Source organism: Brumimicrobium aurantiacum (genome assembly GCF_003402975.1).
In the GTDB taxonomy this organism is placed as follows: domain Bacteria; phylum Bacteroidota; class Bacteroidia; order Flavobacteriales_D; family Crocinitomicaceae; genus Brumimicrobium; species Brumimicrobium aurantiacum.
In genome coordinates this window covers 180,138-196,601 of the sequence record NZ_QURB01000002.1, presented here as the reverse complement: position 1 = coordinate 196,601, position 16,464 = coordinate 180,138, and the positions used below count along the sequence as shown (strand labels likewise).

13 protein-coding genes are annotated in these 16,464 nt (G+C 34.2%); 10 read left to right on the top strand and 3 right to left on the bottom strand.

Translation table 11 applies throughout. The annotated features are described in order from the left end of the window. The first annotated feature begins 5 nt into the window (after positions 1-5). The 3 genes from DXU93_RS04180 (at position 6) to DXU93_RS04170 (ending at position 2,970) form a co-directional block, all read left to right on the top strand. Complete coding sequence (locus tag DXU93_RS04180) at positions 6-722, top strand: SGNH/GDSL hydrolase family protein (RefSeq protein ID WP_116880006.1); 717 nt, start codon at positions 6-8, stop codon at positions 720-722. 20 nt (positions 723-742) lie between these two features. Continuing rightward, positions 743-1,645: a LicD family protein gene (locus tag DXU93_RS04175; RefSeq protein ID WP_116880005.1), complete on the top strand. Its 903-nt coding sequence runs from the start codon at positions 743-745 to the stop codon at positions 1,643-1,645. A 134-nt stretch (positions 1,646-1,779) separates the two neighbouring features. Continuing rightward, complete coding sequence (locus tag DXU93_RS04170; protein ID WP_116880004.1) at positions 1,780-2,970, top strand: class I SAM-dependent methyltransferase; 1,191 nt, start codon at positions 1,780-1,782, stop codon at positions 2,968-2,970. Positions 2,971-2,985: 15 nt separating this feature from the next. Here the strand turns inward: DXU93_RS04170 and DXU93_RS04165 are convergent, their stop codons facing one another. Beyond that, positions 2,986-3,495 (bottom strand): NADPH-dependent FMN reductase, encoded by a 510-nt coding sequence (locus DXU93_RS04165; RefSeq protein WP_116880003.1) that lies wholly within the window; start codon positions 3,493-3,495, stop codon positions 2,986-2,988. Positions 3,496-3,693: 198 nt separating this feature from the next. Between DXU93_RS04165 and DXU93_RS04160 the strand changes: the two genes are divergently transcribed. Beyond that, positions 3,694-5,559, top strand: a complete 1,866-nt coding sequence (locus DXU93_RS04160; RefSeq protein WP_116880002.1) for a T9SS type A sorting domain-containing protein — start codon at positions 3,694-3,696, stop codon at positions 5,557-5,559. 123 nt (positions 5,560-5,682) lie between these two features. Here DXU93_RS04160 and DXU93_RS04155 read toward each other — a convergent pair whose 3' ends face one another. Further along, positions 5,683-6,483 carry a sulfite exporter TauE/SafE family protein gene (locus tag DXU93_RS04155; RefSeq protein ID WP_116880001.1) on the bottom strand — a complete coding sequence of 267 codons (801 nt, stop codon included), beginning with the start codon at positions 6,481-6,483 and terminating at the stop codon, positions 5,683-5,685. Positions 6,484-6,829: 346 nt separating this feature from the next. Here DXU93_RS04155 and DXU93_RS15120 point away from each other — a divergent pair, with 346 nt between their 5' ends. Both DXU93_RS15120 and DXU93_RS04145 read left to right on the top strand, forming a co-directional pair. Then, a complete protein-coding gene (locus DXU93_RS15120; RefSeq protein ID WP_205679228.1) occupies positions 6,830-9,190 on the top strand; it encodes an AAA family ATPase in 2,361 nt (786 codons plus the stop codon). Next, positions 9,187-10,431, top strand: coding sequence for an McrC family protein (locus tag DXU93_RS04145; RefSeq protein ID WP_116879999.1), 1,245 nt, complete (start codon positions 9,187-9,189; stop codon positions 10,429-10,431). Before DXU93_RS15120 ends, DXU93_RS04145 begins: the two co-directional genes overlap by 4 nt. Positions 10,432-10,516: 85 nt before the next feature. Here the strand turns inward: DXU93_RS04145 and DXU93_RS04140 are convergent, their stop codons facing one another. Beyond that, positions 10,517-11,422, bottom strand: coding sequence for a helix-turn-helix transcriptional regulator (locus DXU93_RS04140; RefSeq protein ID WP_116879998.1), 906 nt, complete (start codon positions 11,420-11,422; stop codon positions 10,517-10,519). 650 nt (positions 11,423-12,072) lie between these two features. Here DXU93_RS04140 and DXU93_RS04135 point away from each other — a divergent pair. The 4 genes from DXU93_RS04135 (at position 12,073) to DXU93_RS04120 (ending at position 16,422) form a co-directional block, all read left to right on the top strand. After that, positions 12,073-14,169, top strand: coding sequence for a hypothetical protein (locus DXU93_RS04135; protein ID WP_116879997.1), 2,097 nt, complete (start codon positions 12,073-12,075; stop codon positions 14,167-14,169). Continuing rightward, positions 14,159-15,112: a DnaB-like helicase C-terminal domain-containing protein gene (locus tag DXU93_RS04130; RefSeq protein WP_116879996.1), complete on the top strand. Its 954-nt coding sequence runs from the start codon at positions 14,159-14,161 to the stop codon at positions 15,110-15,112. The genes DXU93_RS04135 and DXU93_RS04130 overlap by 11 nt, the downstream gene beginning before the upstream one ends. Positions 15,113-15,167: 55 nt before the next feature. Then, on the top strand, positions 15,168-15,845 hold the full coding sequence (locus DXU93_RS04125) for a uracil-DNA glycosylase family protein (RefSeq protein WP_116879995.1): 678 nt from the start codon (positions 15,168-15,170) through the stop codon (positions 15,843-15,845). Positions 15,846-15,951: 106 nt separating this feature from the next. Next, the gene (locus tag DXU93_RS04120; RefSeq protein WP_116879994.1) at positions 15,952-16,422 is read left to right on the top strand and encodes a hypothetical protein; all 471 of its coding nucleotides are present in this window, start codon (positions 15,952-15,954) and stop codon (positions 16,420-16,422) included. The last annotated feature ends 42 nt before the right edge of the window (positions 16,423-16,464 follow it).

Genomic DNA, 16,464 nt, shown 5'->3' with positions numbered 1-16,464 from the left:
ATAAAATGGACATTCAGAAAATTGTAATAGTGGGGAATTCAGTTGCATTGAGAAATCGACCTCACAACAATTTAACGAGTAAAAATTATGGTCAAATTATCGAGAAAACGCTGAATGAAGGCAAGGAAGACGGAATTATACAAGTCAAAAACCTCGCTTTTACCAGAGCCACAATGTATGATTTACACAAGGTTTATCCCGAAATCATCAACAATTATGGCGACTATTATATCATCAATATTGGGAGTTCTGACGCTGCAACACGTGAAATTCCAAGGTGGTTTGCCGACTTTCTATTTTCTAATAAAAGAAGTTTTTTCGTTAAACTATTCAAGGCTTTTCATTTATACTGTATCAAGCCAAACAGACGATTATTGGTGAAATTGAGAGGGAAAAGAGCATGGACAAGTGCACGTGTTTTCAAGCAGGAATACGAAAAACTCTTGTATGAAATTCAACACAATACCAATGGAAAAATAATTTGCTTATCCATTAACCTTCCGGGTGACAGGGTAGAAAAACAAATTCCAGGAACTTATAAAAACTACGTCAAATTCAATAAGATCATTGCTTCACTTTGTGAGCAAAAAGGCGCAACATACGTCGACTTAGACGAATTAACTCCTGAAAATCATTTCCCTGATGGAATACACTTTTCAGAAAATGGAAACAAAGAAGTTGCAAAGAGACTTTTGTCTATCCTAAAAAAACAATTAAAATAAACATTTATAATTCTTCATCTATGAACTTTAAATACCTCAGTGAAACACAGAATGCCTTGTTAGAAATGGCAAAAATCATTGACCAAAAATGTAGAGAAAACAATATCACATATTGGATTTGTACAGGAACTGTGCTGGGTGCTGTTAGAAATAAAGGTTTCATTGAGTGGGATGACGATTTAGACATGTGTTTTCCTGTTGGGGAATATGACAAATTGATCAATATTCTACGTGAGGAAGTGGTAAAGGAGAATCCGCATTACATCCTCTACAATGATCATAGACCACATGCTCATTATTCAGAATATCTTGCAGATACCCGAATTATGAGTGATCACCTATACCCGATCAAAATTGATTTAGTCAAAGTTAAATCGATTCCCAATACACCTGAAGCGATTCAAAATGATGTGGACCGTGTGAATTTATACGCCTACATTTTTGGGAAAAAGAAAGAACTTAAAATTGAAAACAAATCACTGGTTGAAGAACATCTTTACAAAGGAAGCTTCTGGTTTAAACGCGAGCGCTATTTGAAAAACTTTATCGCGTACGTGAATGGACTCGATCAAATAGATGAAAGCCACGTTTACGAGAACATTTACAATGACATCTTCTTTTCAAGAGAGGTAAATCCATATAATTACGAGGATTTATTTCCCTTGCAAGAGTTAGAATTTGAAGGAGTTAAGTTCTTTGCGCCAAAAAACACAGATAAATATTTATCTAATTTGTATGGTAAAAATTACATCATTCCTCCTCCTGAAGATAAAAGAAAGCCATATTCTAAATCATTAGGACCTTCTAAAGTTTCTCCATTCATTGCCAAGAAACTAATTTGGACACTTTACTTCCTAAAAGCAGTAAAAGGCAGTTTTACATTACCTTCAAAAATTAAAAAACTGAAAGCAAAAGGCTACTAAGTCGCTTTAATTTTCATGATTCGCAGAGATAGACTTATTCATAGGTTAATTTCTGAACAAGATTTTATTATATTTGTCTCTTATTTTTTACAAGCCATGAAACAGCTTGAAAACCCTCACTTACAGAAACAGATATGAACAAGAACCAAGCAATAAGCAATCTTAAAGAGTTAGATGAAATTTTTAGAACTTTAGGAGTAGAATATTGGTTATCGAATGGAACATTATTAGGACTTTATCGCGATAATGAATTGATTGACAATGATGCAAATACTGATCTTTCAGTAAATGTGAAGACAATCTCAAAAGACATGTTCCAAAAGATTAAATCTGCTGGTTTTTCATTAGTAAGTTTCTTTGGAAAACTTCAAGATGGGTTTACTGTTGAAATCGCTAAAAATGACATCAAAACCAATTTATTTTTCTTCTATAAGAACAAAGAGAAATGGTATCACTCTGTTTATGTTGACATTGATGGTGAAGAATCATTGAAACATGATTATATCTACACGCCATTTGAACTCACAGAGCAATCATTCAATGGAAATCAATTTGTAATTCCTAAACAAACTGAGGAGGTTTTAGCACAACAATATGGTGATGACTGGAAAATACCGAATCCCAACTGGTCGGCAACAGAATCCCCTAAAAACGCTATAAATACGAATGAAAAATTTAAATTCAGTGAGTCTGAAAACGACTTCAACGATTTAATGAATTTCGAAAACAAATCTTATTGGGACGAATTCTACAAGTCGAATAAAGACTTAAACAAAGAATCAGCTTTCGCCCGTTTTGTTTATGAGGATTTGGAAAAAAGAGACCTTAACCTTGATGCCATCAACATGGTAGATTTAGGTTGTGGTAACCTTAGAGACACCAAATACTTCCACAGTAAAGGAATAAATATCGAAGGTGTTGATTTGAGTTCTAACCAAAACGACTCTTCAATCAAAACTTACAATAAGAGTGTGTTAGACGTTGATTTAAAACCATATAACGTTTTTTATGCACGTTTCTTTATTCACTCGATTAAGGAAGAAATCTTTGATGAGTTACTAGAGAAAATCAAAGGTGAATCTGAAAACTATATCTTCTATATCGAAACGAGATCGACGAAAAACATCACCAACGATAAAAAATCGATAACTTTCTTTAAGTCTGCAATTGGAGATAAACACTATAGGTATTTATACTCAAAAGAATACTTTGAAAGTAAATTAGCTCCTCAATTTAACATCGATTATATGATTGAAGACAACGGAGTGGCGATCTACAAAGAAGAAGATCCATATTGCTTAAGGGTTATTTTGAAATCGAAATAGTTCTAGAATCTAAATTCACAACAATTCTAAAGCCGTTTTGAGCATTTCTTTCACATCAGCTGAAAGTTCAATTGCCTGATTTTTAACTTCAACATCTGTTTTATAAATAGGGAATTGAGTTAGCACTTTCGCATCTAAAGCTTTTAATGAAAAGAGTAATGATTGCATGGCATGTTCGCCGCGTGGCGCATGTGGTGTAAAAGTGATGGGAATAATCTTTTTGTCTGAAAACTCTCCCGAATGCGTGCACCACTCTATCATGTTTTTCAATACCGCCGGAATGTTATGCGTATATTCTGGCGTAGAGATTAAAACAGCGTCCGCCTCTTCAATTTCATTTTTAAACTCCTGAACTATCGTAGGTATCCCCTTTGATAAGTGATCAGGTGAAAACAAAGGAAATTCAGACAACTGATTGTAAATCGAAATAAAGTATTCATCCTCAAAAGATTTTTGAATGGCAGCTAAGAAGTTGAAATTACTTCCTTTAGGACTTGCAGAACCTGAAATTGCTAGAATATTCATCTTTTTTATTTCGAAATTAAAGAAAATCACGAATTAATTCTAATATAAGGGTAAAGCTTATGCGTTATTCTACTTTAATACATCCTCTCCTCCTTTTTGCTCCCCCTAAAATCCAGTTATTAACATTTATTCACTTTTTAAACACCAACCCTTGTTTTTGTTCTGCCGTGTTAAACATACACACTAAAAAACAATACAATGAAAAAAACAGTTATTACATTAGCTACTGCTATGACAACACTTTTTGCATTCTCGCAAAATATCGTTGAAGACCTTAATCAAGGTTCAGGAAATGCAATCCCCAACAACATTACATTTATTGGTTCAACTTTTTATTACACCGCAGATGATGGAGTAAATGGAAATGAGTTATGGAAATTTGATGGCGTTAACAACACAATTGTTGATGTTAACCCTGGTTCATCAGGCTCCTTCCCTACGAACCTATTAGAAATTAACGGTGAACTTTTATTTGTCGCCGATGATGGTACTAACGGTTCTGAATTATTCCATTATGACGGAACAAATTTAAATGCATTTGACATCAATCCTGGTTCTAATGGCTCCTCAGTTTCGAATTTATACATCTTCGATAATAAAGCCTATTTTTCTGCAGGTGATGGAACAAATGGATTTGAATTATGGGAATTTGATGGTACTGATGTTAACCTCTACGACATCAATCCAGGTTCAGGTGACTCCTATCCAAGTAACTTTATGAAATATGACAACAACCTATATTTTGCTGCTGAAGATGGCACAAATGGTAGAGAGTTGTTTATGTTTGATGGTGCTTCAGTTAGTTTAGTTGAAGACCTTAATCCTGGAACTGGCACCTCTATGCCTTCCAATCTTTTGGTAACGCAAGGAAAACTATTTTTCACGGCCGATGATCCTACAAATGGAACAGAGTTAAGGGCTTATGATGGTACAACAATCGATGTAGTCGACATCAATCCAGGAGCTTCGGATTCCTATCCCTATTTTTTGACGCCAGTTGGCGATACGCTTTATTTTGGTGCTACAAATCAAACAGATGGAACAGACCTTTTTTCCTATGATGGTACTAATTTGATTGGACATGATATTAATGTAGGAACAAATAATTCTGCACCAGGTTTCTTGAGAATAGGTGCCAATGGAGAATTATTATTAAGTGCTGATGACGGAACCAATGGTAGTGAATTATGGGTTTTTGAAAACGGAAATGCTTCCATGATAGACATTAATCCAGGTGCAAATGGATCACAAGCATCATATTTTACAATTTTTGAAAATGAAGTCTATTTTTCTGCTAACGATGGTAGTTCTGGAGACGAATTATTTAAGTACAATAACGGAACTGCAGTTTTGGTTGAAGATATTGAAGTAGGATCAGGAGCTTCTTCTCCATCAAACTTAATTGTTTATAATGATCGACTATTCTTCACTGCAAGCACAATGTCTAACGGACGAGAACTTTATTCTTTCGATGGAAATACTGTCAATTTACATGAGGTAAATCAAGGTGCTTCTGGTTCCTCAGTTTCGCTTTTAAACGGTGGTTTAAATAGAATTCTATTCAGAGCTGACGATGGTTCACTTGGTTTAGAATTATACCAACTTTGCGTGCTTGACACTTCTGTTACCGTTTCTGTGAATGGTGATTTCACTTCAAATGCTACAAACGTCGATTATCAATGGGTAGACTGCAGCAATGGTTATTCAGCGATTTCTGGAGAAACCAACGCTTCTTTCACCCCTACAACGAATGGTGATTATGCCGTAATTATCTCATCGAATGGATGTGCTGATACTTCATCTTGCTATACTTTAGCCAATGTAGGTACAATGGATTATGAATTGCAAAAATTAAAACTCTATCCAAATCCTGCGAATGACTACATAGATATTGATACAGATTTAACAATCGAATCTGTTCGCTTAACATCTTTAACTGGACAAATGATTCAAGCGGAAATCAATAATAACAGAATCAGTCTTGAAGGAATTACTAATGGAGTGTACATCGTTAATATACATACAGAAAACGAGGTGATTAGAAAACGAATTGTAAAAGAATAGTTTAAACGCTAATTATTCAATACTTCCAAACAAAGCAAAGAGAGATAATTTAGTTTATCTCTCTTTTGTTTTTTTATGTTCTATTTTGGTTGATTCTATTCTTATTTTAACCCTATTTAAACTTTATTGCGGTACAATAAACTCCATGACAAAAATAAATACAGCCATTACGAAGATAAAATAACCAAATCCTTTTTTCAATTTTTTACCGTCAATGAAGTTCCCTAAATAACTTCCGATAAAGATTCCAACCAAAGATAAAACGGTGAATATGGACAAGAAAGTCCAGTCAATTTCCATTGTCAAGGCATCTCCTAAGAAGAATCCTAAAAGCGATTTAAAAGCAATGATAATTAACGAAGTAGCGACTGCCACCTTCATTTCTACATTAGCTAAAATAACCAATGCAGGGATAATTAAAAAACCACCTCCTGCTCCAATCATTCCTGTCACCCCACCAACGATTAAACCTTCAAGTAAAATCAAAGGATAATTGTATTTCACAGGACCTGAAGATTTTTTCGTTTCTTTTCTTTCTTTTAACATAGAGAAAGCCGCAGGAATCATAAGCGCTGCAAACAACCCAAACATGGCCATTCTACGGGTAAAATCAAAATCACCAAGTGTAAAAATCACATCTGGAAGAGCAGGAACAACAAAACGTCTAACTAATGAAACACCAACAATTGCTGGCAAACCAAAAACAATTGCTGTTCGCCAATCTACCAAGCCTTTAAAATGCTGTTTTAAACCACCCACCAAAGCACTTGCACCCACAATAAATAGCGAATAGGCTGTAGCTGCCTTTTCATTAATTGAAAACAAATATGCCAACACTGGAACCGCCAATATTGAACCTCCTCCACCAATTAATCCTAATGATAATCCTATAACTAATGCACTGATGTACCCTATAATTTCCATTACTTCTGTTTGTTTATAAATAATACAAAGACAAAAGTACCCTCTAGCTTTTGTTATAGGAGTAACATTGGTTACATTGGGTTGGGGAAATTGCAAAGAATAAATCATAACATATTCAATATATGTTTTTGAATGTACTAGGATATATTATGATAAGGTTTCAAAAGAGGATGTTAGGAAGCTATTTGGGGTGACAGGTTTTGAGGTGGAGTGAGATATAGGGTAAAACAAAAGAAGAAATAACCTTTGTTTATTCAACACTAGTTTGTTAATTTAACGCACAGAAATACTGGGACAATCAGTTTAACTTATACCGTTTTTAGAGCGGATGAATAAAAATAGTATAATGCATTTTCATCAAAAAATACACGAACTCTTACTTACATATAGAGAAAAGCATAATAAAAATTTTAAATTTCTGGTCAGACAAAGAGCAAGTACCAACGACAAAAAATACCCTGGTGGAAAGTTTGCACATGGTTTGGTGTTTCAGGGGACAGAAAAATATTGTTTTGTAGGCCTATTAGATAAAAGTGGAGGTGCTAACTCCACAAAAAGTGGAGGTCTCGTTATAAGTCCAACCCAACATGATGGTTTCAAAGCACATTTTGAAATAGTATTTCCAGGAATAGAAGACCTTGAAATAATAGCATTTTATAAAGAACTAGCTGCAAAATTTGCAGGGATAAAATGGGATAAGAAAGGCGAAAGAGCCTGGTTAAATATTGGAGAATTCACTATAGATGACCCTTCGCTACTGTACAAATGGTTAGATAAAAATTATTCTATCATTACAGAAACTGCTTCAAATTCTAGAATAGAAAACATAATTCCTAATGAAGTACGCTTTAAAAAACTTCAAGATAATTTAGAGTTAAGGCTAAAATCGGATAGAAAGCCAATAAATTATTGGATATACTCTCCAGGAAGGAGTGCAGAACATTGGAATTCATTTTATGAAGAAGGAATAATGGCCATAGGTTGGGACGAATTAGGTGATTTATCTCAATACGATACCAAAGATGATATTTATTCTGCTTTACAGGAAAATTATGGCGGTGAAGGAAGCAAAAAGAATAACGTTGCAGCAAATTTCGAATTTTCCAAAGAGATAAAAATTGGAGACATTGTAATCGTAAAGAAAGGAAAACATGAACTTTTAGGCTATGGTATTGTAACCTCAGATTATTACCATAATAATTCCAAAGAAGAATATAAAAGTAGCAGAACAGTAGATTGGAAAGTAAATGGAAATTGGAAAACGAGTCACAGTCTGGTTTTGAAAACATTAACCAATATCACTAACTATAAATCAGACGGTGATAATTATGAATTTTTCTATCAGCGACTGATGGCTTTAATGAAAGGTGAGAAAAAAGAACTAGAAACAATTCAAAATCCAAAAAAGTCAATTAACCAAATCCTTTTTGGACCTCCTGGAACTGGGAAAACATACTTTCTAAAAGATCAGTTATTTGATAATTATACAGTAAAGGAAACTTCTATTTCGAAGGAGCAACACTTTGAAAATGTTGTGAGTAATTCCTCATGGTGGCAGGTAATTGGAATCGCTTTGTTAGAAATTGGTGATTCTAAAGTTACAGAAATCTTCAACAATAAATGGATAGAGAAAAAAGCCAGTCTTTCTAATTCAAAAACAATCAGACCAACATTGTGGGGACAGCTACAAAGTCATACCATAAATGAATGCGAATTTGTAAAAGTAGCCAATCGCCAACAACCACTTATTTTTAATAAAAGAGAGGATTCAACTTGGGAGATATTAGAAGATGAAGTGAAAGAATTGGCTCCAGAATTATATGACATCAAAGATTCTGTCGATAATTACAATCCTAATCCTGATAAAATTATCAAAAACTACGATTTTGTTACCTTTCATCAATCTTTTGCTTACGAAGACTTTATTGAGGGAATAAAACCGATTTTACCTGAAAACGAAGCTGAAGAATCAATAGATCTCGGTTATAAAATTGAAGATGGTGTCTTTAAAAAACTGTGTTTAAAGGCGAAAAATGATTCAAATAATAGATATGCTATCTTCATAGATGAAATTAATCGTGGAAATGTTTCTGCAATTTTTGGTGAGCTCATTACCCTCATTGAAATTGATAAAAGAACTGGCGCAAAAAATGAATTGAGTATTAAACTCCCCTATTCTAAAGAATTGTTTAGTGTACCTTCGAATCTCGATATATACGGCACAATGAACACCGCCGACCGTTCAGTTGAAGCACTCGATACCGCATTACGTAGAAGATTCTCCTTCCAAGAAATGATGCCCAATCCTGAACTTTTGACGGATATTGAAATTGAAGGGATAAATCTAGCACAACTCTTAACTACAATAAATGAACGTATTGAAGTACTTGTAGATCGTGACCATACAATTGGCCACTCTTACTTCCTGAATGTCAAAAGCAAAGAAGACTTGAAAAATGTTTTTAAGGATAAAGTCATCCCTTTACTTCAAGAATATTTCTTTGGAGATTACAGTAAAATGGAAATGGTGATTGGCTCCTATTTCTTTATGGAAAAACTAAATAAAGTAACTTTTGCTGTTTCGAATGATAATTACTTCGAAGAAAGAAAACGCTATGTTTTTAAGGATTTTGATCAACCTGATTTTGATATTATCACCGCATTGAAAGGTTTACTTGGAATTAAGGAAGAAAATAAGGAAGAGTGAATAAAGCCATCAACAGATTTGAACATGGGCGTTTATTCATTGGTGAAGAAGGCTTCAATCAATCGCATTTAGATGCGCTGATAAAGCTGAACACCGTTCATGAAAGCGCGTATTTTGACATTATCCCGAAAGGAATAAAGTTCAAGCAGTTTGTGGGTGTTTTACAAGTCGGAGAATTATTGCTGCAAATTCATCCTAAGGCAGATAAAGATGAAAGTGATAGTGAATGGAGAGGTGTTTTGTTGCAAATGCTAAAAGCGTGTGGAAGATTAAGTGCCGAAAGAGCTGGTGAAGCACAAGTGAAAAAGCAAAACCTTAATTTGCTAGAAGTCTATTTTGAATATTTTCTGAGAGAAATTGAATACTTGATTCACCGAGGTTTAGTAAAACAATACCGACGAGAATCTGGTAATGTAAAAGCATTGAAAGGAAAATTAGAGTTCGCCGAAAACATCCGTCACAATCACATTCATAAGGAACGTTTTTACACCACACACCAAGTGTATGATACCAATCATCAGTTACATCAAATTCTGGCTGTTGCTTTGAATATTGTGGGACAATTTTCTCGTGGTTCACGTTTAAATGATTTGTGGAGACGCATGACTTTGTCTTTTCCTGAGGTTGAACACATTAAAGTGACGCCCAAATTATTGGAAAGCGTGGTTTTTAACCGTAAAACAATGCCTTACAAAAGAGCTTTTGAATTGGCCCGCTTGATCATCTTAAATTACTCTCCCGACATCAATAAAGGACGAGAAAATATGATTGCCCTACTCTTTGACATGAATGAATTGTGGGAAGAATATGTATTTGTGCAACTAAGGAAAGAAACCCTAAAACCAAGTTCTAATTTTCAAGATTACACTGTTTCTCCGCAACGCTCTAAAAGTTTTTGGAAAGGCAATAGTCTACAACCAGACATTGTACTTGAACACAAAACGACCAAACGAAAATACGTTATCGATACCAAGTGGAAAAGACCAGGATTCTCAGCCAGTGTTGACGATTTGCGTCAAGTTTACACTTATGCTCGTTTTTGGAATGCTGAAAATGTGATGCTGCTTTATCCCGGAGATCCCCGAAACAACAAAGATGATGTTTTTAAAACTACAGACTTAGTACCTTTTGCTAAAGATGATTTCTCGCATAAAGGATATTTGAAATTTGTGAAGGTTGTTGAGGATGGTGAATTGTGTGCCGATTTGGGGGTAAAGGTTTTGGATGGGTTTGTGGGGTGAGTTACTCCATTTAAATCCTATAAAGTTCTATGCTTAGATTATAATACTAAGTCGGAAGTCTTCAAAAAACTGTGTCATATTCGGGTCACCTGGCATACATCGCCCGCATCTTCTCCAACATTACATTCATTTCTTCAACAAGCCAATCCGGCTCCAAAACTCGCAATCTATCCATGTGCATAAAAAGGAGCTGACTAAATTCATAATTGGGTTTTAAATAATATTCAACCAAGGTTTCGCCATCTTTTTCTTCAAGGATTTTCTGTGAATGATGCAAGGGTAGAGATTTTAAATAAGGAATTTGAGTTGATTTTACTGCAATTACAATTCTAGTGAGTTCACTTAAAGAATATGTTAGTCCCACAACATCATGAAACCGTTCTTTTAAATTAAGTGATTGGTCTGGAACAAATGTTTTGGTGAGTATTTCCAATTCCGAAATTCGATCTAAACCAAAAGTTCTTACTTCTTCCATTCCTGAAACCACTCCCACAACATACCATCGTCCTTGATATTCTTTGATAAGATAAGGTTTCATTTGATATTTTTTTGATTTTCCTGAATGATAATTATCGTGTTGAAATCGAATGCGTTGACAGTTACGAATTGTCATTAGAATATCTTGTAGAAACTCAATACCTGAAACATTTCCTTCATACTCAAAGTCGATATAATTCAGTGTCTCTTTACTTTCCTTCAAACTCTCTTGAAAGACATTTGCTGTTTCAACCAATTCCAATAGCCTCAGAAAACTATCAATAGCTAAACTCTTCTCTCTGTTGATAAAGTAACCGCGATTAATAGAATTGTATTCAATCTCCACGTTAAACTCGTTACGAATGGCTTCAAAATCTCGTTCAACAGTTCGTTTAGAGGCTTTTAATCCTATACGCTCGATATATTCCATAATTTCATCCATAGAAGGAAATTGCCCAGTTTCTATGAGATCGATGATGCGTTTGTAACGGCGAATGATGGCTTGTGCTGACATTGAGTTTTTAAGCGAATATAAGAATATTGGTATTTCTTCAACATTTCTAGTGGGAGGAATCTTTATTTTTCTAGTCCTCCCCTTTGTCCCCCTCCAAAGGGGGAAGTAATCACGAATATTCTCTTTTTAATAAAACATTTTTAAACTTTTTAAAGAAGTAATACGCTTGTTTAAACAGAAAGCTACTTGACAGCGCCTCCCCCTTTGGAGAGCATGAAGGAGGAATTTCAATACAATTACTCTTAATTCACCTTTATTTAAAAGTATAATGCCTATCGGAATCTTAGCCAGTAGTGAAATCATTTAAGCTCCTTTACCTCGCAAATGGTTTACGCTGTAATGGAACACGGATGACACGGATGCTTTGGGCTTACGCAGCAGAACTGCAAGCAACGCGGATAATCACGGATTTTCACCTCAGGTGAATTCGGATAATCACGGATTGCTTGCGTCATGAATCCTAAATATTGTCATATATTGAAATTAATAATATACCATATTTTATAAATCTCTGTTTTATGGAGGATTGAAGTTTAATTCAAAATTTACTGGTAAAGTATCGGATACGCATTAAAAGTATAAAACCACCCTCCGACATCATTTGGCGGCATCTGCCCTGACCTTTGTTTTAATCAAAATAAAAAACGAAGATGAATAACAATTTAATGGAGTTAAAAGAAGTATTTAATGAGAAAATTAATCGCTTAGAAAAGATTAGAAATCAACTTAAAACTGAATTTACAGGTATCGACAAAGCAATTGATGAAGTCGTTGACAACATACGCTCATGGTACACTTTGGCGGAAATACAGACCCAACCCAATGTGGTTAATTTATGGGGACTTACTGGCGTAGGAAAAACTTCTTTGCTTTTAAGAATCGCTGAGTTATTAGAGATAAAAGACAAAACATTTCGGATTGATTTTGGTGCGAAATATGGACCGCATTCTTTTAATCAATCGGTGCAACAAATTGCCGCGGTTTTAAATGACGAGCCTTTGATCATCATTTTAGATGAATTTCAACATGCACGAACCATTGAAAAGAATTTATCAGGTAAAAAAGAAGTGGAAAATGGCGCTCATCGATTGGTGTGGGACTTGCTGGATTCAGGGAAAATTATTGAAAATTTCTGGAAACAAATTGTTACTGAAATTCTAAAGCACATCAGAAGTCTAAAAATGTTGATTTCGAAAGGAATGCTTATCGAAAACGGAATAGTTGTCGAAGAGAAAAGTTTGTTTTTGGAAGAAATGAAAACAGCAATGTTAATCGACACGGAACCCGAAGAATACCTAGCTATTCCACAAAGTTTACATTACGAATTGGTAAAATATGTGCCGCAACGCTATAATCTTGACATGGTTGAAGAGTTGGTATTGCATTTAAAAACATTGAATGGCAAAGAAACCATTCGTTTTTTGGAGGAAGCCTTACTCATTGCGCGTCAACCTGTGGAACGGAAATTCAGTAAATCCCTCATTTTCGTGGTTGGAAACTTGGACGAAGCTTATAAAATCAACAATAACCTAAATACAGACATTTCTGCCGATGAATTTTATGAAGTCAGCAAAAAGATAACAGTTCCCGACATAAAATCAGCCTTGCAGGAGCGTTTTCGTGATGAACAAATTGCACGATTAGGAAATAATCACATTATTTATCCTGCATTAAACAAAAAAGCATATCGCCAACTTATTACGATGAAGCTTGGCGAGTACTTCAAAATGCTGGAAAAACATTATTCCATTCACTGGACTTATGACTCAACTTTAATCGATAAGATTTATGATGAAGGCGTTTATCCAACCCAAGGTGCTCGACCTGTTCTCACCACAATTTATCAACTCATAAAATCGCAAACGGCACTTATATTTCAAGCTGTATTACAGGAAGAAAAGGAAATACATGAAATTTCATTATCTGAAAAGGACAACAAACTGCTCTGTACTTTTCTTTCCCAAAGCAATCAAGTGAATGCTTTGAGTATTCCATTGCGTTCAAAATTAGGAGAATTAAGAAAACCAAGAAACAATGAGAACCAGGCAATAACAGCAGTACATGAAGCTGGTCACGCAGTAGTGATTGCTCATTTATTGAACGAAGCACCAAAAATCATCACCGCAACAGCCACAGATGGAAAAGAAGGCTTTGTGTTTTCACGTTCCAATGAAGACTTTACTTCAAAAAAGAGTTTATTAAACAAAGTTGCAGTAGCGCTCGCTGGAATAATGGCAGAAAAGTACATTTTTGGAAAGGAGTATATTACATTGGGTGCAAGTTCAGATATTCAAAAAGCGTATAGCTTAATTGACAACGCTTTTAAAAACGCCGGAATGGGCGAAAAACTTTACCATTATGCAAGCAATAAAACCGAAAATTCAACAAGCTTTCATCAAATTGAAGAAGTGGAAAAAGAGATTTCTAATGTAATAGATGCGGCACAAATTCTAGCCGAAGAAACGCTAAAAAAAGAACGCAGAATGTTACTCGAATTGGCACAAATACTTCAAAACAAATCAAAATTTGAACAACAAGAGTTTATTGAATTGTACCATAAACACGGCGCGAAGAAGATCGATTTTAAGAACGAGTCAACACATTACCGTGATGCAATTGTAAAGGCTTTAAAGGAATTAGAAAGCATGAAAGATATAGCAATACACAGAGCCATTGTTCTTAATAAAAGTCAACAGAAGGACAATGTAATAACTGATACTTTAAAATCGTGGAGAGATGAAAAGTAAGGAAGAACAAAATGAGATCACTGATAAAAGAGAATCTAGCTTGAAGCATCAAGTGAAGAAGGTAATAGAAAAAGCTGAGAATCCCTTACTCCTTTCATTAAATACAGGATTTTCAAACATCGACGATCAACTCAATGGATTAAAATTAGGAGAACTTTACATTTTAGGTGGAGCTGCTGCAATGGGACAGCAAACATTCATCGGTCAGCTTGCTTTGGAAGTCGCAGAACATTCAGGTGTTTTGTATTTAACACAATTTGAATCTCCATCAAAACTAAGCAAACGTTTACTTTCCATTGCTGGAAATATCCAATCGCACCAACTTGAGCAGCTGCCTTGGAATAAAGAAACAACTGATCAAGCTTCAGAAATACTGAACTCTTTTAAAAGCAAAAAGCTCTTCATTGAAAAAGAAAAGCAGTTTGAACAAAATGAATTCTTGGAACTTATCGAAGATTATGTCACTCAAAATGGAATCAAATTGATAATCATAGATAATGAAAATAATTTATTTAGAAATTTAAAAGTCAAGCTGACAACAGATGAAAAGTATGACTTTATTCTCAGATTAAAACTACTTCTTCGACGATTGGATTGTTGTGGGATGATTCTTAAGAAAATAAAATCGGCTAAACGTACCCAGGAAAACCCTTTTCAATTACCACAGATTCCAGACATCCAACTCGAATATAACTTAGCAGATTTGGCTGATCATATTTGGTTTATGCACAGGTTAGAATATTATGGAATTGATAGAGACGGAGCAAATAACTTGACTAAAAATCGTATTGACTTGTATGTGATGGATGACGATGGTGGGTATTTGAAAAATCTGTATTTTAGGTTTAATGAGAGGTATACGGGGTTTGAGGTGGATGAGAGAATTGGGACTGTAAAGAATTTTGTGTTTTTGAAAACGAAAGAGCTGAAATATGCACATTAATTTTGTAGGCCAAATGGGATAAATTATTAATTTAGGGAACTTAAAACCGCCTAATATGGAAAAAACAGAAATAAACTTGAATCGATTAGTAGAAAACAAAACTTTAACATGGCTACCTTGGATTGGAAAAAATTATATCCACTCGAAAAACAAGCTTCTGATTGTTGGAGAAAGTCATTATTATAATCCAGAAGAGCAATCCTCAATCGACAAACATCAGAATGTTAATTTCACAAGGGTCGTAATTAATGATATTGGAATAAAAAAAGAATATCTAAAATATCCTGACAAAAGAAAAGCACGCTTGTTTCCGAACTTTCATAAAACTGTTTTTGGAAGTGATAAAGCTGATACTTCAGAATTATGGGAAAACGTTGCTTTTTATAACTTTATTCAAGTTCCGATGCACTCTAATAAATCCAGACCTTCTACTAAGGAAATTTATGCAGGATGGGATAGCTTCTTTAAACTTCTAGATGTTTTACAACCTGATCGTATCTTATTTATTGGAAGTGTTGTTTTAGATAAATTTGAAATATATAGCAGAAGAAATAAATTAAAATACCACAGGGTTTCCAAAAACCAGGTTTCTAGGGACTTTAGCATCACACTTAATAACAAAGAAATACCTATAATTTCAATTAAGCATTGTAGTCAATATTATAGTGTAGATTTATGGAGGAATTATTTATCTAAAATAAATATGTTTGATTTTATTGAAGAACAAAAGTAAACTTTTACGCAACTAATTAATATCAATAAGTTCAAAATTTAATAAATCCTTTATTTGAGAATATACTCAAAAACATAAATCCTTAAAAATCAATTAATTAGATAACATGGCTAGAGAAAAATTCGATAAAATTCAAAAACACTGGAAACAATTTAACATTTCAGCAAATGCAATAGCTAATGAACTAATGCGAAGTAAAAACATTGTTGCAGAAATGACTGAATTCTATTCACATCAATATTATAGTGGAGAAAAACTAAACGTATCTAGTAAAGGTATTGATATTATCTCGAATTCAAAGAGTTATCAAGTAAAAGGGAGAAAAGTTGGAGAAAAAATTAAAAGCACATCACTAGGGATAATTCGTTCGTGGGATTTCGATTTCCTTACCGTTTTAATGTATAATAATGAAGGTGAAATTATCAAAGCCATAGAAATCCCCTCAAATGCAGCTAAGGAAATCAGCAAACAGAATAAACATCAGAATGGATGGGTTATAAGTACAAATTCAAAGCTTTTTAATCATGTACTTACTAAAGATATTACTTTAGATCTTAAATCCAAATTAGGGATATGAACATTGCCTTAATCTTTTGACTTAGATCTTTAGCGAGCTGGA

What these genes read in the sequence shown, in the direction of transcription:
- DXU93_RS04180 (WP_116880006.1), top strand. Translation starts at nt 6, where the DNA reads ATGGACATTCAGAAAATTGTAATAGTGGGGAATTCAGTTGCATTGAGA.
- DXU93_RS04175 (WP_116880005.1), top strand. Translation starts at nt 743, where the DNA reads ATGAACTTTAAATACCTCAGTGAAACACAGAATGCCTTGTTAGAAATG.
- DXU93_RS04170 (WP_116880004.1), top strand. Translation starts at nt 1,780, where the DNA reads ATGAACAAGAACCAAGCAATAAGCAATCTTAAAGAGTTAGATGAAATT.
- DXU93_RS04165 (WP_116880003.1), bottom strand. Translation starts at nt 3,495, where the DNA reads ATGAATATTCTAGCAATTTCAGGTTCTGCAAGTCCTAAAGGAAGTAAT.
- DXU93_RS04160 (WP_116880002.1), top strand. Translation starts at nt 3,694, where the DNA reads ATGAAAAAAACAGTTATTACATTAGCTACTGCTATGACAACACTTTTT.
- DXU93_RS04155 (WP_116880001.1), bottom strand. Translation starts at nt 6,483, where the DNA reads ATGGAAATTATAGGGTACATCAGTGCATTAGTTATAGGATTATCATTA.
- DXU93_RS15120 (WP_205679228.1), top strand. Translation starts at nt 6,830, where the DNA reads ATGCATTTTCATCAAAAAATACACGAACTCTTACTTACATATAGAGAA.
- DXU93_RS04140 (WP_116879998.1), bottom strand. Translation starts at nt 11,422, where the DNA reads ATGTCAGCACAAGCCATCATTCGCCGTTACAAACGCATCATCGATCTC.
- DXU93_RS04135 (WP_116879997.1), top strand. Translation starts at nt 12,073, where the DNA reads ATGAATAACAATTTAATGGAGTTAAAAGAAGTATTTAATGAGAAAATT.
- DXU93_RS04130 (WP_116879996.1), top strand. Translation starts at nt 14,159, where the DNA reads ATGAAAAGTAAGGAAGAACAAAATGAGATCACTGATAAAAGAGAATCT.
- DXU93_RS04125 (WP_116879995.1), top strand. Translation starts at nt 15,168, where the DNA reads ATGGAAAAAACAGAAATAAACTTGAATCGATTAGTAGAAAACAAAACT.
- DXU93_RS04120 (WP_116879994.1), top strand. Translation starts at nt 15,952, where the DNA reads ATGGCTAGAGAAAAATTCGATAAAATTCAAAAACACTGGAAACAATTT.